The sequence below is a fragment of the Acinetobacter sp. YH01024 genome (assembly GCF_013420195.1).
Classification (GTDB): Bacteria; Pseudomonadota; Gammaproteobacteria; order Pseudomonadales; family Moraxellaceae; genus Acinetobacter; species Acinetobacter amyesii.
Genome location: NZ_VOYQ01000021.1, coordinates 47,991 through 70,185, shown reverse-complemented (window position 1 = coordinate 70,185; position 22,195 = coordinate 47,991). Strand labels below are relative to the sequence as shown.

The window sequence follows — 22,195 nt, the reverse complement described above, 5'->3', positions numbered from 1 at the left end:
AGAGGAATTGCCACAAGATACGATAAGCTAAAACGTAACTATCAAAGCGCTGTTGCTTTAGCTTGTATATTTATATGGTTGCCTCTTTAGCTCAATTTATCGGCTGTAAATGTCAACACACCCTAATTCAGAAAAAGTTTTTCTTATTAGAGTTCATAGGTTTAATATGTGATCTTGTTTTTATTTTAGCCATTTTATTTCGGCTAACGGGGAAGGTCAGTATTGAATCGCTATCATTCAAATGCTCCAAGTTGCGCATGTCGGAAAAAAGGTTCGATGTGCTTGGCGTATTGCGTTCAAACACGTCTGACATTTTTAAATGTCCTCATTTCTCTAATTAAACCTTTAAAGCTGAAATTTACCGTTCTTTGTCTTGTATTTGGTGCAATTGGGCTAAGTCCACAAGCTATTGCCCAATCATGTCAGTCAAAATTAGTCAGTCAAGAAGTCGCTCAGGCGCAGATGCCAAGCGGAGAATTGACCGGGCATGAGCATTGGCAAACGATAGAAAAGTTACCAGATCGTTGGAAAGATCGTTGGGATAATTATTCTGGCACAGCTTGGTATCGCTTGAAATGGCAATACACGTGTCAAGATGCAGGCTCAGATCCGCTTTCTTTGATGGTGAGTTACATCAATATGGCAGGGCAAGTGTATTTGAATGGTCAGCTGTTTTGGCAGGATGATTCATTACAAGAGCCTTTGTCACGAAGTTGGAATATGCCTCGGCAATGGGTAATTCCACCCAACAGCCTAAAGCAAGGTCAGAATGAAGTGCTGATACGAGTGGTGGGCGTCAATGCACTGAATCCAGGGCTTGGTGAGGTTAGTTTAAACCGCTATCACGATAATACCAAAGTGTATGAAAAACATTGGTTGGCTATGCGAGGCTTGCATAGCTACACCACTATTTTTGAGTTTATCTTGGGGATCATTGCGGGGCTGGTTTGGCTGTTTCGACGCGAAGAGAACGCTTTTGGTTGGTATGCCATAACCAGTTTTCTTTGGGTGCTATACGTTGGGCAACTTTTAGCTACCGAGACGCTTTGGGGGCTTTCAACGCTAGATTTCTATCGTTTGCATATCTTTATCTTTCTTTGTTTTACGACAGCGACTTGTCTCTATCCTTGGCGTTTTGCAGGACGAAAATTTCCACGTCTTGAAAAAGTCATGGGGATGACTGTTTTTGTATTGGGTTGCTTGATTTTTTTTACACCACAGTCTTTGGTACAACCTGTCTTAGATTTGAGTTTTATGGTGGGCTATGCTTGCTATATGCTGAATTGCCTGACATTTTCGTGGATTGCTTATAAATCAGGACAAGTTGAAGCCAAGTTGCTGGCAGGGATTATGTTGTTGATTTATGTCCCAATTGGTGCCCATGACGGTTGGCGCTTAATGATGAATGAAGGGGATTTGATTTCGGCATATGCTTCCCCGATAACAACCTTGGGTGTGGCGATTATTTTTGCACTACGCTTGACTAAAAGTGTGAGACGAATTGAAAAGTTTAATCAAACGTTGGCAACAACGGTCACTCAAGTAAAGGAAGAGTTGACGCATACCCTACAAAATCATTATCAGTTAGAAATGGAAAATACCCGCTTGCAAGAGCGTATTCAAATTGCACATGAGCTACATGATGGCTTAGGTGGCTCCTTGGTTCGTTCAATGGCATCGGTTGAGCAGAGTTCCAAAGATCTGACCAATTCGCAATTTTTATCGATGTTGAAAATTTTAAGAGATGATTTACGACATATCATTGATAGCGGTTCAAGTTTAGGCACCAAACTGCCTGAAACCCCATTGTTATGGATGGCACCATTTAGGCACCGTTTTAATCAGTTATTTGATTAGCTCGATATACACGCTAAATGGTCAGTTCCTGCAAAATGGGAAGTGGATGTTACTCCAATGGAATGTTTAACCCTACAGCGTGTAGCCGAAGAAGCATTAACCAATATTGTGAAGCATAGTCATGCGACCGTGGTGCAGATTCGGATTTATTATGAAAACTCGGCATTGATAATGGAAGTAGAAGACAATGGTGTGGGGTTTGATGTGAATTTGGTCAATCAAGCCGGTTTGAGTGTGGGGCTTCGTAGTATGAGTGGGCATTTAGAGCGGATGAACGCAGATATGCAAATCACTTCTCGTGCGGGTCAGACGATTTTAAAAGTGATTAAAAATTACGGATAAATCATGATTTTGTAGAAGAAATTAGTCAATTTTTTTCAATAAACTGTCATCAAATAATCATCAAAATGCAAAAAACTGCTGCTTAAACTGTGACTATACATTTATAAGAAGCATGTAAGATCATGACAGAATCGGCTATTAATTTAGGGCGTATGCAGGATGAACCTGCGCGATTTCAGTTCCAATTTAAGCATATGCAATCACGAATGGATGTGCAAACGGTCTCAACATTAATCCGTCCAGGTCTAAAAATCGCCATTGTTACAGATACGTGGGCGCCAGAAATTAATGGTGTTGCACATTCTTTATTGCAACTGTGTAAGGGCTTGCAGCAACAAGGCAACTCAATATTTTTAATACGTCCTGAACAGTCCGAAAGTTGTCAGGATTTCAAACCTGATCAAGAGTGTTTGGTTCGAGCGCAGTCGATTCCTAGATATTCAGGTTTACAATTTGGCTGGCCGCAATTGATCAAGCTGAGTAAAGCTTTAAAAAAAGCCCAAGTCGACATTGTGCATATAGTCACTGAAGGGCCTTTGGGATTTGCTATGCTTCAACTGGCGCGTTCTTTACAGATTCCTGTGTCCAGTGGTTTTCATTCGGCCTTTCATGATTTTAGTCGATTCTTTGATTTAGCGTTTTTAATGAAGCCTGTACAACATTATTTACGATGGTTTCATAACAATACTCAACTCACCTGTGTCCCGAGCCAAGATACTGCAGATGCCCTGCATCGATTAGGTTTTAGTTGTCCATTGGTGGTGGTGGGGCGTGGTGTGGACCATAGTCGATTTTCTCCCTCACATTATCGAGCAGATCTGAGACAACAGTGGCAAGCAGATGAACATACCCGCGTGATGCTGTATGTCGGTCGGCTATCTCCTGAAAAAGAAGTGGATGTTTTAATTTCTGCCTATCGTTCGATGTTGGCTATGGATGCACGAACGAAATTGGTCATTGTGGGTGATGGGCCTGATCGTGAACGACTAATGCAACTGGCAAAATCCCTAGATGTTATTTTTATGGGAAGTTTAAGTGGTCAGGCTTTATCGGAAGCCTATGCCAGTGCGGATGTTTTTGTTTTCGCAAGTCAGGTTGAGACCTTTGGTAATGTGGTTTTGGAGGCGATGGCTAGCGGATTGCCTGTGATTGCATATAATGCTGCATGTGCCCAACTGCACGTGAGAAATCAGCAAACGGGATGGTTATGTCATTTATCTCGAACCGATGAATTTATACGTCTTATGCAGCAATTGCCGCAACGCGCTAAATTAAAAACCATGGGCATCGAGGCGGCAAAAGACGCTGCTAAAATTGGATGGCAATATCCCGTACAGCAATTTGAGCAAGCGCTATATCGCGTGGTGGATCAAGCCATGATGAGCCAATGGAGCTAGCGCTATTGGTTATATACTGGTTGAGCATCCTCATAACCAATATTCATTGAACTGTCATCAAAGCATCATTGCACTGTCAAAAAGACAACTTAAGCTGAGTCAAACACAGAACTAAACTTGTAAAAATAACAACACAAATCTAGCTCAACCCCAACATAGTCAGACTTTGACTGTAGATAGGAGATTAGCGATGAATTTTAAAAATGCAAAAACAAGAATGCTGCATCTCGATTTAAAAGGCTGTATTTATCTCAATCATTTTTCACATCAACAAGTTGTGGCTGACATATTTAAAATGGTGAGTCGACTTGGTGATGGTGTGTTTTGGTATGTCATGTTGGCGACGGTTTGGATCGTGCAGGGCATGTCTTACAGTGTACAAATCGTCTATGTATTACTGGGTGGTTCCGTCGGGACCTCGATCTATAAACTCCTCAAAAAGAAAACTGTGCGCCCAAGACCGTACCAAGTGCATCAAGTGATTCGTTTGGGTGAACGCCCTCTAGACCATTTTAGTTTTCCATCGGGACATACTCTACATGCAGTCATGGCAACAACTGTGCTGGGCTATATTCAACCCATGCTGTTGGTCCTAATGTTGCCCTTTAGCTTATTGGTGGCATTATCTCGCATGATCTTAGGTTTGCATTATCCAAGTGATGTCGCTGTCGGTGCTGCTATAGGTGCTGCCGTCGGTGCTGCGATTATTCTCTGTGCACCTCTTTTCGGTTTGGTTTTATAGTTTGATGCGGACATCTCAATTGCAAAATCTGGTAATAAAAAAATTAAAAGGGTTTATCACGTCCAATTGCTGAAATTTGTTAAAGTAAGCCATCATTCTATAGACGATGTTAGGAAGACCCATGGGTTTACGCTGGACAGATACCATTGATATCGCAATTGAGCTGTATGAAGCTCACCCTGATGTTGATCCGCAATGGATTCGCTTTACTGACCTACATGCATGGGTATGTGCATTGCCAAATTTCACTGATGACCCAGAAAAGTCGACTGAAGGTCTGCTTGAGGGAATTCAGATGGCCTGGATTGATGAGGCAAGTTAATCCCTACATCGAAAAAAGCAATTTTTTTGTATAGCAAAAGCAGAAAATAGCGCATTATTCGGTATAATGCGGCAAATTTTTCACGTCAAATTGACTTAAGGAGCCTCTCATGGCTATTGAACGTACTTTATCTATCGTTAAACCAGATGCAGTTGCTAAAAACCACATCGGCGACATCTTTGCTCGTTTCGAAAAAGCTGGTCTTCAAATCGTTGCAACTAAAATGAAACACTTGACTCAAGCTGAAGCTGAAGGCTTCTACGCTGAGCACAAAGAACGTGGTTTCTTTGGTGACCTAGTTGCATTCATGACTTCTGGTCCAGTTGTAGTTTCAGTTCTTGAAGGCGAAAATGCAGTTCTTGCTCACCGTGAAATCCTTGGCGCAACTAACCCTAAAGAAGCTGCTCCTGGTACTATCCGTGCAGACTTCGCTGTAAGCATCGACGAAAACGCTGCTCACGGTTCTGACTCTGTAGCATCTGCTGATCGTGAAGTTAACTACTTCTTCGCTCAAACTGAGATCGCTCCACGTACTCGTTAATTCGAAGTATTCGAACCAGATAAGTGGTATACTGCTTGTCTGGTTTTTTTATTCTCTGAATAATTCTTCGCTCAAATACTGAGCATCTCCTTTGATCTTTAGACATGGTTTAGGTAATTACACATGAGTACTGAAGTAGTCGCTACATCAGCTGTTTCTGATGCACAGCAACAATCTCCATCCGCTCCGACGCAGCAAAATACTGTGGAGAAAGTGAATTTACTGGGCATGTCACGTCCGCAAATGGAAAAATTCTTCGAAGAAATGGGGGAGAAAAAGTTCCGTGCTGGGCAGGTGATGAAATGGATTCATCAGTTCTTCGTGACTGATTTTGCTGAAATGACCAATATTTCTGGTAAATTGCGTGAAAAACTAGAAAAGATTTGTGAAATTAAAGCGCCTGAAGTGGTGCATAAAAATTATTCAAAAGACGGTACTCGTAAATGGGTGTTCCGTGTAGGTGATGGTGCAGGTTCATTGGTTGAAACCGTGCTCATTCCTGCAGAAGATAAAACCGGCGCACGTAAGACCTTGTGTATTTCGTCACAAGTGGGCTGTGCTCTGGACTGTTCATTCTGTTCAACTGGGAAACAAGGTTTTCAACGTGACTTGAGCCAAGCTGAAATTATTGGACAGCTGTGGATGGCGAACTTCTCTTATATGGAAGATGTGCCAGTTGCGGATCGTGAACGTTCAGTGACCAACGTGGTGATGATGGGCATGGGTGAGCCGTTGTTGAACTATGATGCTGTATTGAATTCAATGCGTATCATGTTGGATGACTTTGCGTATGGCATGTCGAAGCGTCGTGTGACTTTATCAACATCAGGTGTGGTGCCTAAAATTGACCAATTGGCACAAGACATTGATGTAGCCTTGGCAATTTCACTCCATGCGCCAAATGATGAACTACGTAACGAACTTGTTCCGATCAATAAAAAATATCCGTTGGAACAGTTGATAGCAGCGTGTCAGCGTTATATCGCCAAAGATGGTAATGAAAGTTCGCGTAAACACGTGACCATCGAATACGTGATGTTAGATGGTGTAAATGACCATCCTGAACATGCACAGCAAATGTTAAAGCTGTTGAAAAACCTACCAAGCAAAATTAATTTAATTCCGTTTAACCCGTTCCCGCATGCGCCATACGGTCGTTCAAGCCGTAACCGTATTATTTCTTTCCAAAAAACTTTGTCTGATGCCGGTTTTGTGTGTACGATTCGTCAGACACGTGGTGATGATATCGACGCTGCGTGTGGACAACTCGTGGGGCAAGTTGCTGACCGTACTCGTCGTGCGGAGCAATGGAAAAAGAAAGTTGCGCAGCAAAATGAGATACTGCGCTCACAAGGATAATAAAGAGGCAGCCAATTGAAAAAGTTAACGTATAAGTTCACTTTCGTTTCAGCTTTATGTGCATCGGTTTTGGCATTAACAGCATGTCAAACGCCTGAGATTGGGAAAAAAGACCCAGAGAAAGCCGTAAAAATCAGAACGCAATTGGCTGTTGAACACCTGAAAGCAGGGGATTTGGACTCTGCTAAACGTGCATTAGATCAGGCTTTAGAGGTGGATTCTCGCGATTCCCAAGCCAATATGATGATGGGTGTCTTACTACAACGAGAAGGCAGTCCAGCCAACTTAGAAAAAGCAGATAGTTATTTTAAGCGTGCAATTTCAGCAGACTCAAAAAATTCTCAAGCACGTAACAACTACGGTACGTATTTATATCAAGTTGAGCGCTATAATGATGCGATTGAACAGTTCAGCATCGCAGGTTCAACTTTAGGTTATGATCAACGTTTCAAAGCATTGGAAAATTTAGGTCGAATTTACCTGAAAGTGGGTGATGTGGCGAATGCTGAAAAATCATTCAAACAAGCTTTGCAGGCTAATCGTGATTCCTATGTTTCAATGTTAGAGTTGTCTGAAATCTTTTATTTGAATCAGCAGTTCCCTGCTGCCACACAAATGTATGAACAATTTGTACGTGCAGTAGGACAAAAAAATCAGGGTGCGCGTGCACTCTGGATTGGCATTCGAACAGCGCGTGCCAATGGCGACAATTTGGGTATGCAAGTACTGGTTAACCAGTTACGTGCTTTATTCCCAGAAAGTCCTGAATACCAACGCTATTTGCAATTACAGTACAGTACTGAGGCCGTATGGAAGTAAATCCTAATTCACCGCAATCGAATGGTTCGAGCGTAGCTCCAAATGCATTAGGAAATGTACAACGCCCAGGTGAGTATTTACGTCAAGTACGTATTACGCAAAAACTGGAACTTGAAGCTGTCGCATCAGAACTCAATATTCCATTAAAAACACTGACTGCACTTGAGCAAGATGATTATAAGTCATTGCCTGAAGCGACCTTTATTAAAGGTTACTACCGCACTTATGCCAAATATTTAAAAGTTGATGCAACCAATATCATTCAACGTTTTGATGATATTTATGCTAACGATACGGGTTTGTTGCCAAATCACGCGTTAAACAATTCACCGATTAAAATTATGGGTAAATTACCCGGTTCTAACCGTGACCGTAATCGTAAATGGATCAAACGGGGTCTGATTGCATTGGCGGTGTTGGTGGTCATTGGTGCGATCGTGGCAGCGATTCAGGGCATGACCTCGGGCAGCGATAATGAAGACGCTGTGACCAGTGATGTCGCTTCAGAAGTTCAAGTCCTCGACATGAATGGCGGGAATGCAGCGGTCAGCGGTGATCAATTGACATTGACCTTTAGTAGCCCGACTTCAGTACATATTGTTGATTCGACGGGTAAGGTGTTGGCGACGGGTCGTCAAGCATCGACGCTCAACTTAAACGGTGAAACACCATTCCAAATTCGTTTGGATGATGCAACAGTAGTGTCATTAAGCTTAAATAATGAAAATATTTCATTGTCACCATATACCGTAAACGGCAAAGCAGATTTCCGTTTATCACGTTAAGGGACAACAGAGCAGACTGAACAATGATTGAAAATCCAATTAAGCGCCGTCCAACGCGTAAAATTAAAGTAGGTTCGGTGTATGTCGGTGGTGATGCGCCGATCAGCATCCAAAGTATGACCAATACTGAAACCTGTGATGTCGAAGCGACCGTGGCACAAATTCAGCGCTGTGTAGACGTCGGTGCGGACATCATGCGTGTTTCTGTACCGAGTATGGAAGCTGCTGAAGCTTTTGGTGAAATTCGTAAACGTGTGCAAGTGCCATTGGTTGCCGATATTCACTTTGATTATAAAATTGCTTTACGTGTTGCAGACCTTGGTGCAGATTGTTTGCGTATTAACCCGGGTAATATTGGCTCAGAAGCTAAAATTCGTGAAGTGGTAGCTGCTGCACAACATAATGACATCTCTATGCGTATTGGTGTCAATGCAGGTTCGCTCGAAAAAGATATTCAAAAGAAATATGGTGAGCCTACAGGTCAGGCCTTGCTTGAATCTGCAATGCGCCATATTGATATTTTAGACCGTTTAAATTTCCATGAATTTAAAGTGTCAGTCAAAGCATCCAATGTCTTTCTGACGATGGATGCTTACCGTTTGTTATCTAAACAAATTGATAACCCATTACACTTAGGTGTGACTGAAGCAGGTGTCTACCGTACGGGTTCAGTCAAATCTGCTATCGCTTTAGGCGGTTTGTTGATGGAAGGCATTGGTGACACCATGCGTATTTCATTGGCAGCAGAGCCTGAAGAAGAAATCAAAATTGGCTTTGATATTTTAAAATCATTGGGCTTACGTTCAAACGGCATTAACTTTATTGCGTGCCCAAGTTGTTCACGCCAAGAGTTTAATGTCATCAAAGTTATGCAAACATTGGAAGAGCGTTTAGAAGATATTCGTACCCCAATGGATGTATCGGTGATTGGTTGTAAAGTGAATGGTCCGGGTGAAGCCAAAGAAGCCGATATTGGTGTAGTTGGTGCAAGTCCGCGTTCACTGGTGTATCGTAATGGCGAAAAGAGCCATTTAATTGACACAAATCAGTTGGTTGACGAAATCGAAGCGATGGTTCGTCAACGTGTTAGCGATCTTGAAGACGCTAAAGCTAAAGAGATTATTCGCACAAGTTTTTCTGAGTAGATCATGAGTTCAATCGTCGCAATCAAAGGTTTTAATGACATTCTCCCTACGCAAAGTCCTGCATGGAGACGTCTAGAACAGCATCTATCTAGCCTGATGGATGCTTATGGTTATCAGCAAATTCGCTTGCCGATTGTGGAGCAGACTCATCTGTTCAAACGTTCTATTGGTGATGCAACGGATATCGTTGAAAAAGAAATGTACACATTCTTAGACAAAGGTAATCCGCCTGAGTCTTTGACTTTGCGTCCAGAAGGAACAGCAGGATGTGTACGTGCAATGCTTGAACATAACTTACTTCGTGGTGCTACACCGCGTGTATGGTATGTCGGCCCAATGTTCCGCTATGAAAAACCACAAAAAGGTCGCTACCGTCAGTTCCATCAATTTGGCGTAGAAACTTTTGGTGTTGCAACACCAGATCAAGATGCAGAATTGATTTTAATGACTGCACGTTTGTGGAAACGCATGGGCGTTGCAGATAAAGTTCAATTAGAACTCAATACTTTAGGTGAGTCTGATGAACGTGCAGCTTATCGTGCAGCATTGGTTGAATTCCTAGAGTCACATAAAAATGACTTAGATGAAGATTCACAGCGTCGTCTAACCACGAATCCACTGCGTATTTTGGATTCTAAAGATGCAAAAACACAAAGCATTTTGGAAAATGCGCCAAAACTTCACGACTTTATGGGTGAAGAAACGTTGGCTCACTTTGCTCAATTGCAGCAGTATTTGACTGACGCTGGTGTTGGTTTTGTGATCAATCAAAAATTGGTTCGTGGTCTCGACTACTACAATAAAACGGTCTTTGAATGGACAACTACACACTTAGGTTCTCAAGGAACGGTATGTGCTGGTGGTCGTTATGACGGTTTAGTCGGTCAGCTTAAAGGTAAAGCAGACCAGTCTGTGCCTGCTGTTGGTTTTGCAATGGGTATGGAGCGTTTGCTTCTTCTACTTGAACAAGTGGAAGACAATACCCCAGTGCGTGACTGTGAGCTATTCTTGGTTTCAGATCCTGCAACTCAAGGTAAGGCATTGGTACTTGCTGAACAAATACGTGATCAACTTGAAGCAGCCGGTAGCAACATTCGCTTAAAAGTTGGTTCACAAGGTTCAATGAAATCGCAAATGAAAAAAGCTGACCAATCGGGTGCTTTATTTGCTGTGATTTACGGTGAACGTGAGCAAGCAGCAGGGCAAGTGCTGGTAAAAGAGCTAGCGATTGCAGAACAACACGAAGTGAATGTGGCAGACTTTGTTGCCTTCATTATCGAAAAAATTTCTTCAAAATAATCCCTATAACATAAGGAAAAAGGTAATTTCATGAGCGCATTGAGTGAAGAAGAACAACTTGATAATTTAAAATCGTTTGCTAAAAAATATGGCTCTGCCATTGTTAGCGGCATTTTAATTGCGTTGATTGCCTTTTTCGGATGGGAATACTGGCAGAAGAAAACTTTGGCTGAATCACAAATGCAAACAGCCAAAGTCCAGCAGTTAATGGATGATGCTCAGTCGGCGACGGGTGACGCTTTTACACAACTTTCTGCGACTGCAGATAAAATTGTAAAAGAAGCGCCAGATTCGCCACAAGCCATCCAAACTCAGTTGCTTATGGCAAAATTGGCGTATGATAAAGCGGATTATGCCAATGCTGAGAAAGCTTTGAAAAAAGTTGAAAATTCAAAAGTTGATGATGCAGGCTTAATTCAATTGGTGAAATTACGTTTGGCGTATGCACAATTGGCACAAAAGAAATTTGATGAAGCATTAAAAACCTTAGAAGCAGTTAAAGAACCTGCTTTTCAAGCGACTGCAGATGAAGCCCGTGGCGATGTCTATGTTGCAAAAAATGATATCGAAAATGCAAAGAAAGTTTATCAAAGTGCATGGGATGCTTTGGTTGAGCGACAAGAAGAACGTCAAATTTTACAAATTAAACTCGAAAGTGTAGGCGTTTTAGTTGATGATCCTGAAATTGAACGTCCGATTATAGATACACAAGTGGAAGCAACTGAATGAATAGAAAATACAAAATTACCTGTGCGCTGACAGTTTTAACACTTGCTTTGGCTGGTTGTGCAAATAAAGGAAAAGTAGAAAAAGTAAAACCAAATCCTTTACCAAAATTGGAACAGGCAAAAACTTTAGCACCTGTATTTTCAAACAGTGTGGCTTCAACTGAAGAAGCAGATCCACTACGTTTACGTATGGATGCAGATAATGGCGTTGTTTTTAGCGTAAATCCTAATGGTGAAGTTCAAGCCTACAAAGGCAAAGAGCGTTTATGGCAGAAGAAAATCTCTAAACAAGGTTTGACTGCAGGTGTAGAAGCAGCTGACGGAATTGTGGTTGTTGGTAATGCAAAAGGTCAATTATTTGCATTAGATCAGGCAACAGGTGAACAAAAGTGGACAGCGCAATTAACCGGCGCGTTACTTTCACCGTCGTTGATTCAAGCAGGTCGCGTTATTTCAGTTACCAATGATGGGACGGTATACGCAAACGATGTGGCAACGGGCCAACAAACTTGGACCTATAACTTGCCAAATGTACAGTTTAGTTTACGTGGTATGGCAGCACCGGTATCACTCGATGCGCGTCATGTTCTCATCGCTTCTTCAAATGCCTATATCTATGTGATTGATGCATTGAGCGGTATTCCGAAAATGCAGCGTCGTGTTGCAGTGTCAGACGGTCGTTCAGATGTACAACGTCTCATTGATATTGACGGTGAACCGACTGTAGCAGGTCAATTTTTAATTACCACCAGTTACCAAGGCCAAGTGACAGCGCTTGATCTTGCCTCACAACAAGTGATCTGGAGCAATGATGCGAGCAGCATTCAGCGTCCTGAAGTTGCGGGCAATGGTGTCTTTGTGGCACAAACTGATGGTAAAATTGTGGCTTATGAAATTACCACTGGTCAAACATTGTGGGAAAATGACCAATTGCTTAATCGTAATTTGAGTAACCCAGTGATGTTAGGTCAAGACCTTGTGGTTGGTGATCTGGATGGTGTACTTCACTTAATCAACCCAGCGACAGGCGAGTTGGTTGGTCGTTCTAAAACCAGTGGTGAAGTACGTTCACTACGTGTAATTGACAACCAATTATATGTGTCGACACGTAAGGGTGCATTAAGCATTTGGCAGAACCGTTAATTTTTCTGCGGCTTATGTTAAAATAAGCCAAACCGTATTTTTAACGCGGGGGATTGAATCATCAATGCCCCGTGTTTTTATTTATTTTAGGCATTTATCCTATTTCCATTCTTCCTAAGCTTTCTGATGTTCAGACCAGACCAAACTGGCTGATCTGGAATAAAGGTTAATCTATGAAACCCGTAATTGCGCTCATTGGTCGTCCGAACGTCGGAAAATCAACGTTGTTTAACCAGATAACCAAGAGCCGTGATGCTCTCGTTGCTGACTTTGCAGGTCTGACTCGTGACCGTAAGTATGGTGACGCGACTTATCAAAATAAATCCTTTATCGTCGTTGATACTGGGGGTATTGGCGAAACTGAGGGCGGTATCGACTCGTACATGGCAGAACAGTCAAAAACTGCCATTAATGAAGCAGATATTATTGTCTTTGTGGTCGATGCGCGCGCAGGCTTATTGGCATCTGATGAGCAAATTGCACGTGACTTACGTACGCTAGGTAAAAAAGTTTATCTTGTTGCCAATAAAGTTGATGGTGTTCATGCCGAAGCAGCTTTAGTTGAATTCTTCAAATTGGGTATGGGTGAACCACTTCAAGTGGCTGCCAGCCATGGTCGTGGTGTTCAGCAAATGCTTGAAGAAGTGTTAGCTGAAGTGCCTGAAGATGAAAGTGAAGAACAACACGATAAAGACACTGGCTTACGTTTAGCGATTATTGGTCGTCCAAACGTGGGTAAATCGACTTTAGTGAACCGTTTGTTGGGTGAAGACCGTGTGGTTGCATTTGACCAGCCGGGTACTACACGTGACTCAATTTATATTCCATTTGAACGTGATGGTCGTAAATACACATTAATTGATACTGCGGGTGTACGTCGTAAAGGTAAAGTGGACGAAATGATCGAGAAATTCTCGATTGTGAAAACTTTACAAGCGATGAAAGATGCGCATGTTGTGGTAATTGTTGTCGATGCACGTGAAGGGATCGTTGAGCAAGACTTGCATTTGATCGGTTATGCGCTTGAAGCAGGCCGTGCGATGGTGATTGCCATTAACAAATGGGACAACATGTCTGACTATGACCGTAAACAGTGTAAATTAGATGTTGAACGTCGTTTTGACTTTATTCCTTGGGCAAAAATTCACTTAATTTCTGCACTTCACGGTACAGGTGTTGGTGATCTTTATCCATCGATCCACCGTGCTTATGATTCTTCGCATTTGAAAGTATCACCTGCGAAAATCACTCAGATCTTGAATGATGCAACTGATGCGCACCAACCACCAATGGTTCAAGGTCGTCGTATCAAAATGCGTTATGCACATATGGGCGGACAAAATCCACCGACGATTGTGATTCATGGTAACAAAGTCGATAAAACGCCAAATGACTATCGTCGTTACCTAGAAAACGTGTTCCGTAAAGTTTATAAACTTGAAGGTACGCCAGTCAAAATTGAATTTAAAACCTCTGATAACCCATTTGAGGGTCGTAAGTCGCAAATCGATGAGCGTACGGCTGCACGTAAACGTCGTTATGTTCAGAAGTTCAAAAAAGCGGAAAAGAAATTCAAACGCTAAGTTTAGATGAACAAAAAAAGCCTGCAGATATGCAGGCTTTTTTATTTCACTTTATTTATCTAAAAAGATGTAGAAATTAGTTTTTACACTTTTTAGCTTGGCGGTAAATATCAATATTATCCAGATTAGTTTGAGCAATTTCCATGGCTTGCTGTGCGCTGCTGCTATCCTGTTGTGTATTTTTATTGCCAGAAAAAGCTGTCGCAAATTGTCCCATACGCGCGGCTGTTTCAGATTGACCTGAAAATGCGGATAGCGCGTTGCCAGCAAGACCAGCCCATTTTGAAACTTGATTATTTTGCTGTGCAGACGCTTGGCTTAATGCCAGTTGCGATGCTTCCAATGTACGTTCGAAAGTTTTACGCTCAACGCTCAGGTCAGTGCAATCTAAGGTTTTTAAATAACTGGTGCTATAAACACTATTGTTGGTTTGGCTAGCTTGATTGAAATTTGAGGCATAGCCACGGTCTGCTTGAGCCACGGCGTTAGCAGCTTCTTGACGGCTTTGATTCATACGAGCTTCAGCTTGGTCCATAATCGCGCCATTTTTGGCACCCATCACTGCAACAGCTGCATCCAATAAACCTGCTTGAGCGAAACATGGTAGGACACAAAGTGAACTGATTAAGGTGATTTTTCTTAGCATCTGGTTTACCCCGAGTTTTAAATTAAAGTTATAAGAATCTAGAGTATTTTATCTAATTGAAGATGTATTTGAAATATTTATTATACTTAAGTATTTGAATATATTTATAATATTAAGTATTTCTTAAGTGGTTAGGAATATTTTTAAACTGAGTTTTAAAATCTCGATAAGTCAAAGGACCGATGCGCTCATCTGTATTGTGGTGTATTTTGTGTCGGAGAGTCGCATAAAATATAGCGTCATGGACGTAGTGTAAAAGATATTGGATCAATAACTTATGGCGAAAATTCAGCTTGAATATAGTGCAATTACTGACTTCTTTGTGGAGCCGCATGGCTTGAGTCGTCAAGAGGTAATTGCCGTGCGTAAACAAGCCATTTACCAATATCGAAATCAATTACTCGGGCAGCGGCTAAATAGGTCAGTTGAAAATTCAGATTTTTCAAAGTCTGCGTTTGGTAAGCCTTTTCTTCCTGATTTGCCACATTTTCATTTTAATCATAGTCATAGCCAGCAGCATTATGTATTGGCCAGCAGTGAAAAAATCGCCAATATTGGTGTGGATATTGAAGATTTAAATCGAAAAGTTCGTTTTGATGCGATGGCTCAACACAGCTTTCATCCCGAAGAATTGCTCAATTGGGACAGTTGTGAGCATAATCCTGATTATTGGTTTAAAGTTTGGACCACCAAAGAGGCGGTACTTAAAGCGTCAGGTTTAGGGATTCGAGTGAACCTGAATGAACTGAATACACAGTGTCATCCTGAGCAGAATGGTGGGATGTGTAGCCATCCCGCAATTGGCACTTTTGCTTATCAGAATATTCAACTACCGCATGTGATGTTGACGGTGGCATGGGAAAGTGAACAATCTTGCCGAGGCTTTCATTTGCCTAATATTGAGTTGAATGTCTTATAAATCGGTATGACATATAAATCACCATGAAAAAAGCCCTGTTCTGGCTGAACAGGGCTTTTTTTAAATCAATCTAAACTGGCTTTAGATTAGATTTTGCATTTTTTAGAACCTTGGTAGATACCAATGTTGTCGATGTTTGCTTGAGCAGCAGATTTGTTCGCTTGTTGAAGTTCAAGGTTGCCTGCATCAGAAGTATCTTGCTCACCAGCCAAGCTGTTTGCAATGTTGCCTGCACGAGCAGCTTTTTCAGAGTTACCACCGAAAGCAGCAAGAGCGCCACCCGCTAAACCAGCAAATTTGCTCAATGATTTGCCTGGCGCTTGAGCAGATGCTTGGATGTTTGCAATGTTTTTGTCAGCAGCTTCTAAAGAGCGCTTAGCATTCGCTTTTTCAACAGCAAGAGTTGCACAATCCATCGCTTTTAATTCTGAAGATGCGAATTGAGTTGTAGCAAAAGCAGAAATTGAAATAGAAGTAACAGTTGCAAGAACAAGTAATTTTTTCATGAAATAATTCACTTTTATTGTTAGAAAATAAACGCCCGAAAGTAATGGGCGGGTGAATATTATTCAAAAAAAGGAATTTTGTCCTGTTAAAATGTGACAATTGTGTAACTTTGTGTAATTTGCGTACAAATATGATTGCAAAATTAAATGATTAGTAACACGTTGCTATTTGGGTTTTTGTGCAATCCAAATATTACTTAAGCGGTTGACAAATTGCGGGCTAAACTTCGATAAATTAAATAAAAATTTAGCTTTCATCCCCACAGGTGTATGTGTGGCCATTAAGACCGTATCCTTTTTTTGTACCAAGGTATAAATTTGCTGAGCGACATCGCTCGGTTGAAGATTGACGCCCATTTTCTTAATGCTTTGGGCATCCATGTCTTGCACCATCGCGGTTTGAACAAATAAAGGCATCACATCTAAAACGCGAATATTGTATTTTTGCCATTCAATATCTAAGCTTTCAGTGAGCCCACGTACAGCAAATTTAGATGTGGCATAGCTGGCTAAATCTGCTTGTCCATAAATAGCTGAAGCCGAAGAGAGGTTAATCACACGAGCAAAATTGCTTTGTTGTAAATAGGGGAATGCCGCATAGCAACCGTTTATCACCCCTTTGACATTGATATCAATCGTTCGGTGGTGTGCAGACAGTTCCGTATGTTCAAAGCTGCCTGAATACAGAATTCCGGCATTATTGACTAAGATATTCAGCTGACCTGCCCAAGCAACAAATTCAGCTAAAGCGCTTTGCCATTGCTCTGGTTGTGTCACATCTAAAAGCCCAGCTTTGGCATGGCTACCGAGTTCAGCAGCTAAGGAGGTGACTTGAGATTGGTTAATGTCGTAAAGCCCAACTTTATAGCCTTGTTGTATGAACAGTCGTGCAATTGCTGCGCCAATCCCTTGTCCTGCACCGCTAATAAAAATACTTTGCATGTTATGCTTCCTTAAATTGAGTTGCTCATTCCCTGAGTAAATTTTGAGCATATCAAATACTGTAATCGAAACAATGTACTGATGAGTAAATAGCTGGAGTTCACATGGAACAATTATTAGCAGTGATGAAAGAATTACGTGAAAAATGTCCATGGGATCAAAAGCAAACCCCAGAAAGTCTGACTCGTTATGCCATCGAAGAAGCCTATGAAGTGGAAGCGGCAGTTCGTTCAGGTCAGAGTGATGATGTACGAGATGAACTGGGGGATTTATTACTGCAAGTGGTTTTTCAGTCGCAGATGTATAGTGAACAAGGCGCATTTGATTTTCAAGATGTGGTGCAAGCCATTACAGATAAATTAATTCGCCGTCATCCCCATGTGTTTCAGGCAGAGCAGTTTTCTGCACTCAATGCGGATGATGTGGCAACACTATGGAAACAGATTAAACAACAAGAAAAAGCAGGGAAATCAGCATCTAGATTAGATGAGGTTAAACATGCACCTGCATTAAGCCAAGCAGATGAAATCCAAAAAAATGTGGCGAAAATTGGATTTGATTTTCCAGATATTGAAGGGGCTTATGGCAAACTTGAGGAAGAGCTAGGGGAGTTAAAAGAGGCCTTAGCAGGCAAAAAATCCGACGAAATATTTGATGAATTTGGTGATTGCTTATTTTCTCTAGTGAATGTTGGACGTAAGATTGGCATCTCAAGTGAGATGGCACTGTTAAGTACCATTCATAAATTTAGAAGCCGTTTTGCTTATATTGAAGCACAGGCCACATTACAACAAAAACATGTAGAAGACTTGTCCCTGACTGAAATGGATCAGTTATGGGAACAGGCAAAACAACAATTAAAACAACAGGCTGAATATGTACCACATCCTAAAGAATAAATACTCTACACAATTACTTGTCTTGGTTTTGGGTTTAATGGCAGATTTAACTTTTGCTCAAAGCCCTTCGGGCTACGCGGAATGGAAAGCCATGCAGCAAGCTCAAGATCAGCAATTAAAAAAGCAATCTGAGGCCTCGAAGTCCAAAGTGGCAACTGCACCGAGCAATGCCAACTATTATTTGTCACGACCCAGCACCCAACAAAATAGTCGAACAGATCAGGTACGTTTAAATACAGCCTCAGTCGATGAACTGCAGACATTGCATGGAATTGGTCAGAAAAAAGCAGAAGCCATTGTGCAATATCGCAAAAGTAATGGCTTATTTAAAAGCATTGATGATATTCAACAGGTTAAGGGAATCGGTCCTGCGCTGTTTGCTAAAAATAAAGCAAAATTGGCACTTTAAGTGAAGTGTAAAAAAAAGAATTAGGTTAAGCTCAGCTTGAGCATCGAGATAATCAAATTGCCCTTTGATTGTGTTAGAGATATCATTAGCGACATCTTAAGAATTTTACGTTCAGACGTAGGAGACAGCGTCTTTTGCAAACTTTGCGCGCGTCCAAATGTGGTTTATCAACCGCACAATTACCTTCTTCCATTTTAGATGTGATTGATGCCTTAACTAAGGCAGGCTATGAAGCTTATATCGTGGGTGGCGGTGTCCGTGACCTAATGTTAGGTCATGCACCTAAAGATTTTGATGCCGTAACTAATGCGACACCAGCTCAGGTGAAAGAAGTCTTCGGGCGACGTTGCCGAATTATTGGTCGTCGTTTTGAGCTGGCGCATGTCTACTCAGGACGTGAACTGATCGAAGTTGCGACCTTCCGTGCGCCACCTAAAAAAGCCGTGACTTCTGCTGCGGGCATGATTTTACGTGATAATAATTGGGGTACGATTGAGCAAGACTTTGCACGTCGTGACTTCTCGATCAATGCAATGTATTACCAACCACGCAAAGGTGAAGTGCTAGATTTTTGTCATGCAGTAGATGACATTAAGCATAAAACGTTGCGTTTATTGGGTGATCCACAATTACGTTTTGAAGAAGATCCTGTGCGGATGCTTCGGACTTTACGTTTTGCAGCCAAATTAAACTTTAATATTGATGAAAAAATTCTGGATGTCTTTACTCCAGAACTTACTCAATTGCTGCGTGATGTGTCTCCACATCGTTTATACGATGAGTCACAAAAACTCTTTACCATGGGGCATCTCAATCGCGTCTTACCGATGCTGATCGATTTTGGTATCTGGTATCAATTATTTGCAGATATCAAACCGGTCGTAACGCCATTTATTGAGTTGGCAGCAAAAAATACCGATCAACGTATTTCGATTGGGAAAACCATTAACCCTGCATTTTTCTATGCCGTATTATTGTGGATTCCGTTCCAAGAACGTTGTACGTTCTATCTGAATAAAGGTGTTGTTCCAGCTGAAGCACGTGCTCAAGCGGGCTTAGATGTATTGAAACGTCAAGCTACACGAACCATTATTCCACGCTTTGCCGAAACGTTTATTCGTGAGGTTTGGGAAATGCAAACCCGTTTGCTGAATCCAAAACCACAGCAAATTGAAGCACTTTCAGGTCATGCACGTTTCCGTGCAGGCTTTGACTTCTTGCTGCTGCGTGAAAAATCGGGTGATACAAGCACGCAAGGTATGGGCCAGTGGTGGGATGCTTATCAGCAGATGAGCACTGACGAAAAAGAACGGGCAATTAGCCAATACAATCGTCAACGTGCCAAGAGTCGTCGTAAAGCGGCGCATGAAGATGTGGAAACGAAAACTTCTGCACATCAGCAAGTTGAAATTGAACCACTTGTGAATGAACCAGAAAGCAGAAGTCGCCGTCAACGTAAGCCTAAATCACATGCCAACAGTCCAGCGACAGTATCAATTGTTGCAGCGTCAGCCAGTGGTGAAATTGGTGCAGATCATCCGATTTTAAAACGTAAACGTGTGAAACGAGATCTGACTCAGGTTATTTTTGGGCCAACACAATGACGCTGACATATATTGGTTTAGGCAGTAATTTAGGTGATTCCCTGCAGATCCTCAGTGAAGCGGTGCATAAACTTGCGACACTCGGTACTGTAAAAGTCTCACAACTGTATCAAAGCCCGCCAATGGGGCCACAAGATCAGCCGAATTATTTAAATGCAGCGGTTGCATTAGAAACTGATCTAGCACCTTTGGCCTTGTTGGATGAATTGCAACGCTTTGAACAAGAGTCGGGGCGTGTACGCCTACGTCATTGGGGGGAGCGTACACTGGATTTAGATTTACTGATTTATGGTGAACAGCACATTCAAAATGAACGTTTGACGGTGCCTCATGTTGGTGTTTTAGAACGTGATTTTGTGTTGAAACCTTTATTGGATTTAGATGAGAATCTACAGATTAAAGGACAACCATTAAAAGATTTACCTATTTTGAATAATCCAAATTTAACTGTATTGGATGCAGGAAACTGGGCCCATCTTTAATTTTTGTATGACCACTTGAGAAAGCCGTCATCTGAGGAATATTGAAATGATTAGTCTAAGTGACTTGAAAAAATTTAAAGCGGAAGGTCGCAAATTCTCCTGCCTGACTTGCTATGATGCGAGCATGGCAAAAGCAATGGAAGTTGCTGAAGTCGATAGCATTTTGATTGGTGATTCATTGGGGATGACCATTCAAGGGAATGACTCAACTTTACCTGTCACTGTTGAAGATATGGTATATCACACTGCTGCAGTGCGTCGTGGCAATAAACATGCGTTTATTTTGACTGATTTGCCCTTTATGACCTATGCCACTTTGAATGACGCTTTAGTGAATTCAAAGATCGTGATGCAAGCAGGCGCGCAGATGGTCAAATTGGAAGGTGGTGCATGGTTGTCAGAAACAGTTGAAGTATTGACCCGTAATGGTATTCCAGTGTGTGTGCATTTAGGGTTAACTCCGCAATCGGTTCATGTGTTTGGCGGTTATAAAGTGCAAGCACGTACACGCGAAACCGCGGATCAACTCATTGCAGATTGTAAAGCTGTGGTTGATGCAGGTGCAGCAATTTTACTTTTGGAATGTGTTCCTGCCCAAGTGGGTAAAGAAATTAGTGAATTATTCCCAAATACACCTGTGATTGGGATCGGTGCCGGTGCAGAAACGGATGCTCAAGTCTTGGTTCAACAAGATATGTTGGGACTGACGTTTAGTCACGTGGCGAAATTTGTTCGCAACTTTATGAAAGAGCAAGCAGGGGAAACAGCAATTGTGGATGCGTTTAAGGCGTATCATGCTGCCGTACTTGATGGTAGCTTCCCTGCCAAAGAACATACATTCCAAATTGAGCTGTAAGACATGAAAACTGAAACAACGATTCAAGGTTTAAGTGCATCGCTAAATCCAGCACGTGCTGCGCGCAAAATCATTGGTTTTGTACCAACGATGGGGAACTTGCATGAAGGTCACCTTAATTTAGTTCGTGAAGCACGTAAACTGTGTGATGTCGTGGTGGTGAGTATTTTCGTTAACCCAATTCAGTTTGGTCCAAATGAAGACTTTGACAACTATCCACGTACTTTGGAACAAGATCAGCACTTATTGGCTGAAGTGGGTTGTGACATCGTGTTTGCACCGACTGTTGAACAAATGTATGGCAACAAACCGCGCTTAACCAATATTAGCGTGGGCGGCATTACCAATGATTTGTGTGGCGAACAGCGTCCGGGTCATTTTGATGGTGTTGCTGTTGTTGTGACAAAACTCTTTAATATTGTTCAACCGAATTTTGCATTCTTTGGGCAAAAAGATTACCAGCAACTTGCAGTGATTCGTCAGTTTGTACGTGACTTAAATATTCCACTAGAAGTGATTGGTGTGCCGATTACTCGTGCTGAAGATGGTTTGGCATTGAGCTCACGCAATGGTTATTTAAGTGCGGAAAATCGTGCGATTGCACCAACGATTTACCAAAGCTTGAAAACGGCTGAGGCGGAATTACATGCTGGAACTCAACTGGCAGATGTGTTAGCTAATATTAAAGCAACATTGACAGCAGCGGGTTTTGTTGTGGACTATGTTGAAGCACGTACACCTGAATTACAGAAAATTGAAGAATTTGATCAAGACGTGGTGTTGTTTATTGCGGCTAAATTAGGCGCAACACGTCTTATTGATAATATGCAGGTTAAATATACTGCAGTTTAAAACGGCTATGGGGTAGCA

General features: G+C 41.8%; 24 protein-coding genes and 1 pseudogene. 22 read left to right on the top strand and 3 right to left on the bottom strand.

The window, feature by feature from the left end:
* The 15 genes and pseudogenes from FTT88_RS10445 to der all read left to right on the top strand — a co-directional run.
* Nucleotides 1-90 (top strand): annotated as a pseudogene (locus FTT88_RS10445) (IS5/IS1182 family transposase); the annotation flags it as partial.
* A gap of 192 nt (nt 91-282) precedes the next feature.
* Nucleotides 283-1,857: a 7TM diverse intracellular signaling domain-containing protein gene (locus tag FTT88_RS10440; protein ID WP_168378454.1), complete on the top strand. Its 1,575-nt coding sequence runs from the start codon at nt 283-285 to the stop codon at nt 1,855-1,857.
* Nucleotides 1,858-1,914: 57 nt separating this feature from the next.
* On the top strand, nt 1,915-2,199 hold the full coding sequence (locus FTT88_RS10435; protein WP_168378455.1) for a sensor histidine kinase: 285 nt from the start codon (nt 1,915-1,917) through the stop codon (nt 2,197-2,199).
* Between the two features lie 119 nt (nt 2,200-2,318).
* Entirely contained in the window at nt 2,319-3,596 is a 1,278-nt protein-coding gene (locus tag FTT88_RS10430; protein WP_373683081.1) for a glycosyltransferase family 4 protein, read from the top strand.
* 190 nt (nt 3,597-3,786) lie between these two features.
* Complete coding sequence (locus FTT88_RS10425) at nt 3,787-4,338, top strand: phosphatase PAP2 family protein (RefSeq protein WP_180005379.1); 552 nt, start codon at nt 3,787-3,789, stop codon at nt 4,336-4,338.
* 121 nt (nt 4,339-4,459) lie between these two features.
* Nucleotides 4,460-4,660, top strand: a complete 201-nt coding sequence (gene iscX / locus FTT88_RS10420) for a Fe-S cluster assembly protein IscX (RefSeq protein ID WP_078189615.1) — start codon at nt 4,460-4,462, stop codon at nt 4,658-4,660.
* 109 nt (nt 4,661-4,769) lie between these two features.
* Entirely contained in the window at nt 4,770-5,201 is a 432-nt protein-coding gene (ndk, locus tag FTT88_RS10415) for a nucleoside-diphosphate kinase (protein WP_078189614.1), read from the top strand.
* A gap of 123 nt (nt 5,202-5,324) precedes the next feature.
* A complete protein-coding gene (rlmN, locus tag FTT88_RS10410) occupies nt 5,325-6,560 on the top strand; it encodes a 23S rRNA (adenine(2503)-C(2))-methyltransferase RlmN (RefSeq protein ID WP_078189613.1) in 1,236 nt (411 codons plus the stop codon).
* Between the two features lie 15 nt (nt 6,561-6,575).
* Nucleotides 6,576-7,379: a type IV pilus biogenesis/stability protein PilW gene (pilW, locus tag FTT88_RS10405; protein WP_078189612.1), complete on the top strand. Its 804-nt coding sequence runs from the start codon at nt 6,576-6,578 to the stop codon at nt 7,377-7,379.
* Nucleotides 7,370-8,164, top strand: coding sequence for a RodZ domain-containing protein (locus FTT88_RS10400; RefSeq protein WP_111884744.1), 795 nt, complete (start codon nt 7,370-7,372; stop codon nt 8,162-8,164). Before pilW ends, FTT88_RS10400 begins: the two co-directional genes overlap by 10 nt.
* Nucleotides 8,165-8,187: 23 nt before the next feature.
* The gene (ispG, locus tag FTT88_RS10395; RefSeq protein WP_078192661.1) at nt 8,188-9,309 is read left to right on the top strand and encodes a flavodoxin-dependent (E)-4-hydroxy-3-methylbut-2-enyl-diphosphate synthase; all 1,122 of its coding nucleotides are present in this window, start codon (nt 8,188-8,190) and stop codon (nt 9,307-9,309) included.
* A 3-nt stretch (nt 9,310-9,312) separates the two neighbouring features.
* The gene (gene hisS, locus FTT88_RS10390) at nt 9,313-10,608 is read left to right on the top strand and encodes a histidine--tRNA ligase (protein ID WP_180005380.1); all 1,296 of its coding nucleotides are present in this window, start codon (nt 9,313-9,315) and stop codon (nt 10,606-10,608) included.
* A gap of 30 nt (nt 10,609-10,638) precedes the next feature.
* On the top strand, nt 10,639-11,337 hold the full coding sequence (locus tag FTT88_RS10385) for a tetratricopeptide repeat protein (RefSeq protein ID WP_078192660.1): 699 nt from the start codon (nt 10,639-10,641) through the stop codon (nt 11,335-11,337).
* Complete coding sequence (gene bamB, locus FTT88_RS10380; RefSeq protein ID WP_078192659.1) at nt 11,334-12,479, top strand: outer membrane protein assembly factor BamB; 1,146 nt, start codon at nt 11,334-11,336, stop codon at nt 12,477-12,479. The genes FTT88_RS10385 and bamB overlap by 4 nt, the downstream gene beginning before the upstream one ends.
* 173 nt (nt 12,480-12,652) lie before the next feature.
* Complete coding sequence (der, locus tag FTT88_RS10375; RefSeq protein ID WP_078189606.1) at nt 12,653-14,062, top strand: ribosome biogenesis GTPase Der; 1,410 nt, start codon at nt 12,653-12,655, stop codon at nt 14,060-14,062.
* Nucleotides 14,063-14,138: 76 nt separating this feature from the next.
* Here the strand turns inward: der and FTT88_RS10370 are convergent, their stop codons facing one another.
* On the bottom strand, nt 14,139-14,708 hold the full coding sequence (locus FTT88_RS10370) for a hypothetical protein (RefSeq protein ID WP_180005381.1): 570 nt from the start codon (nt 14,706-14,708) through the stop codon (nt 14,139-14,141).
* 277 nt (nt 14,709-14,985) lie between these two features.
* Between FTT88_RS10370 and FTT88_RS10365 the strand changes: the two genes are divergently transcribed.
* The gene (locus FTT88_RS10365; protein ID WP_180005382.1) at nt 14,986-15,627 is read left to right on the top strand and encodes a 4'-phosphopantetheinyl transferase superfamily protein; all 642 of its coding nucleotides are present in this window, start codon (nt 14,986-14,988) and stop codon (nt 15,625-15,627) included.
* Nucleotides 15,628-15,713: 86 nt separating this feature from the next.
* On the opposite strand, the gene FTT88_RS10360 is transcribed toward FTT88_RS10365, so the two are convergent.
* Both FTT88_RS10360 and FTT88_RS10355 read right to left on the bottom strand, forming a co-directional pair.
* A complete protein-coding gene (locus tag FTT88_RS10360) occupies nt 15,714-16,133 on the bottom strand; it encodes a hypothetical protein (protein WP_078192655.1) in 420 nt (139 codons plus the stop codon).
* A 165-nt stretch (nt 16,134-16,298) separates the two neighbouring features.
* Complete coding sequence (locus tag FTT88_RS10355; RefSeq protein ID WP_180005383.1) at nt 16,299-17,075, bottom strand: SDR family oxidoreductase; 777 nt, start codon at nt 17,073-17,075, stop codon at nt 16,299-16,301.
* Nucleotides 17,076-17,179: 104 nt separating this feature from the next.
* Here FTT88_RS10355 and mazG point away from each other — a divergent pair, with 104 nt between their 5' ends.
* From mazG to panC, 6 genes are all read left to right on the top strand, one after another.
* Entirely contained in the window at nt 17,180-17,974 is a 795-nt protein-coding gene (gene mazG, locus FTT88_RS10350) for a nucleoside triphosphate pyrophosphohydrolase (RefSeq protein ID WP_111884738.1), read from the top strand.
* Complete coding sequence (locus tag FTT88_RS10345) at nt 17,952-18,383, top strand: ComEA family DNA-binding protein (protein ID WP_180005384.1); 432 nt, start codon at nt 17,952-17,954, stop codon at nt 18,381-18,383. The genes mazG and FTT88_RS10345 overlap by 23 nt, the downstream gene beginning before the upstream one ends.
* A gap of 134 nt (nt 18,384-18,517) precedes the next feature.
* The gene (gene pcnB / locus FTT88_RS10340; RefSeq protein WP_180005385.1) at nt 18,518-19,987 is read left to right on the top strand and encodes a polynucleotide adenylyltransferase PcnB; all 1,470 of its coding nucleotides are present in this window, start codon (nt 18,518-18,520) and stop codon (nt 19,985-19,987) included.
* Nucleotides 19,984-20,469, top strand: coding sequence for a 2-amino-4-hydroxy-6-hydroxymethyldihydropteridine diphosphokinase (folK, locus tag FTT88_RS10335; RefSeq protein ID WP_180005386.1), 486 nt, complete (start codon nt 19,984-19,986; stop codon nt 20,467-20,469). The genes pcnB and folK overlap by 4 nt, the downstream gene beginning before the upstream one ends.
* A gap of 46 nt (nt 20,470-20,515) precedes the next feature.
* Nucleotides 20,516-21,325: a 3-methyl-2-oxobutanoate hydroxymethyltransferase gene (gene panB / locus FTT88_RS10330; protein ID WP_180005387.1), complete on the top strand. Its 810-nt coding sequence runs from the start codon at nt 20,516-20,518 to the stop codon at nt 21,323-21,325.
* A gap of 3 nt (nt 21,326-21,328) precedes the next feature.
* Nucleotides 21,329-22,177 carry a pantoate--beta-alanine ligase gene (gene panC / locus FTT88_RS10325; RefSeq protein WP_078192648.1) on the top strand — a complete coding sequence of 283 codons (849 nt, stop codon included), beginning with the start codon at nt 21,329-21,331 and terminating at the stop codon, nt 22,175-22,177.
* Nucleotides 22,178-22,195 lie beyond the last annotated feature (18 nt).

Coding starts and splice junctions, on each gene's coding strand:
- FTT88_RS10385 (WP_078192660.1), top strand. CDS start 10,639: ATGAGCGCATTGAGTGAAGAAGAACAACTTGATAATTTAAAATCGTTT.
- FTT88_RS10425 (WP_180005379.1), top strand. CDS start 3,787: ATGAATTTTAAAAATGCAAAAACAAGAATGCTGCATCTCGATTTAAAA.
- FTT88_RS10360 (WP_078192655.1), bottom strand. CDS start 16,133: ATGAAAAAATTACTTGTTCTTGCAACTGTTACTTCTATTTCAATTTCT.
- hisS (WP_180005380.1), top strand. CDS start 9,313: ATGAGTTCAATCGTCGCAATCAAAGGTTTTAATGACATTCTCCCTACG.
- panB (WP_180005387.1), top strand. CDS start 20,516: ATGATTAGTCTAAGTGACTTGAAAAAATTTAAAGCGGAAGGTCGCAAA.
- mazG (WP_111884738.1), top strand. CDS start 17,180: ATGGAACAATTATTAGCAGTGATGAAAGAATTACGTGAAAAATGTCCA.
- der (WP_078189606.1), top strand. CDS start 12,653: ATGAAACCCGTAATTGCGCTCATTGGTCGTCCGAACGTCGGAAAATCA.
- FTT88_RS10355 (WP_180005383.1), bottom strand. CDS start 17,075: ATGCAAAGTATTTTTATTAGCGGTGCAGGACAAGGGATTGGCGCAGCA.
- folK (WP_180005386.1), top strand. CDS start 19,984: ATGACGCTGACATATATTGGTTTAGGCAGTAATTTAGGTGATTCCCTG.
- iscX (WP_078189615.1), top strand. CDS start 4,460: ATGGGTTTACGCTGGACAGATACCATTGATATCGCAATTGAGCTGTAT.
- FTT88_RS10370 (WP_180005381.1), bottom strand. CDS start 14,708: ATGCTAAGAAAAATCACCTTAATCAGTTCACTTTGTGTCCTACCATGT.
- ndk (WP_078189614.1), top strand. CDS start 4,770: ATGGCTATTGAACGTACTTTATCTATCGTTAAACCAGATGCAGTTGCT.
- panC (WP_078192648.1), top strand. CDS start 21,329: ATGAAAACTGAAACAACGATTCAAGGTTTAAGTGCATCGCTAAATCCA.
- FTT88_RS10400 (WP_111884744.1), top strand. CDS start 7,370: ATGGAAGTAAATCCTAATTCACCGCAATCGAATGGTTCGAGCGTAGCT.
- FTT88_RS10365 (WP_180005382.1), top strand. CDS start 14,986: ATGGCGAAAATTCAGCTTGAATATAGTGCAATTACTGACTTCTTTGTG.
- FTT88_RS10345 (WP_180005384.1), top strand. CDS start 17,952: ATGTACCACATCCTAAAGAATAAATACTCTACACAATTACTTGTCTTG.
- FTT88_RS10435 (WP_168378455.1), top strand. CDS start 1,915: ATGGAATGTTTAACCCTACAGCGTGTAGCCGAAGAAGCATTAACCAAT.
- ispG (WP_078192661.1), top strand. CDS start 8,188: ATGATTGAAAATCCAATTAAGCGCCGTCCAACGCGTAAAATTAAAGTA.
- bamB (WP_078192659.1), top strand. CDS start 11,334: ATGAATAGAAAATACAAAATTACCTGTGCGCTGACAGTTTTAACACTT.
- rlmN (WP_078189613.1), top strand. CDS start 5,325: ATGAGTACTGAAGTAGTCGCTACATCAGCTGTTTCTGATGCACAGCAA.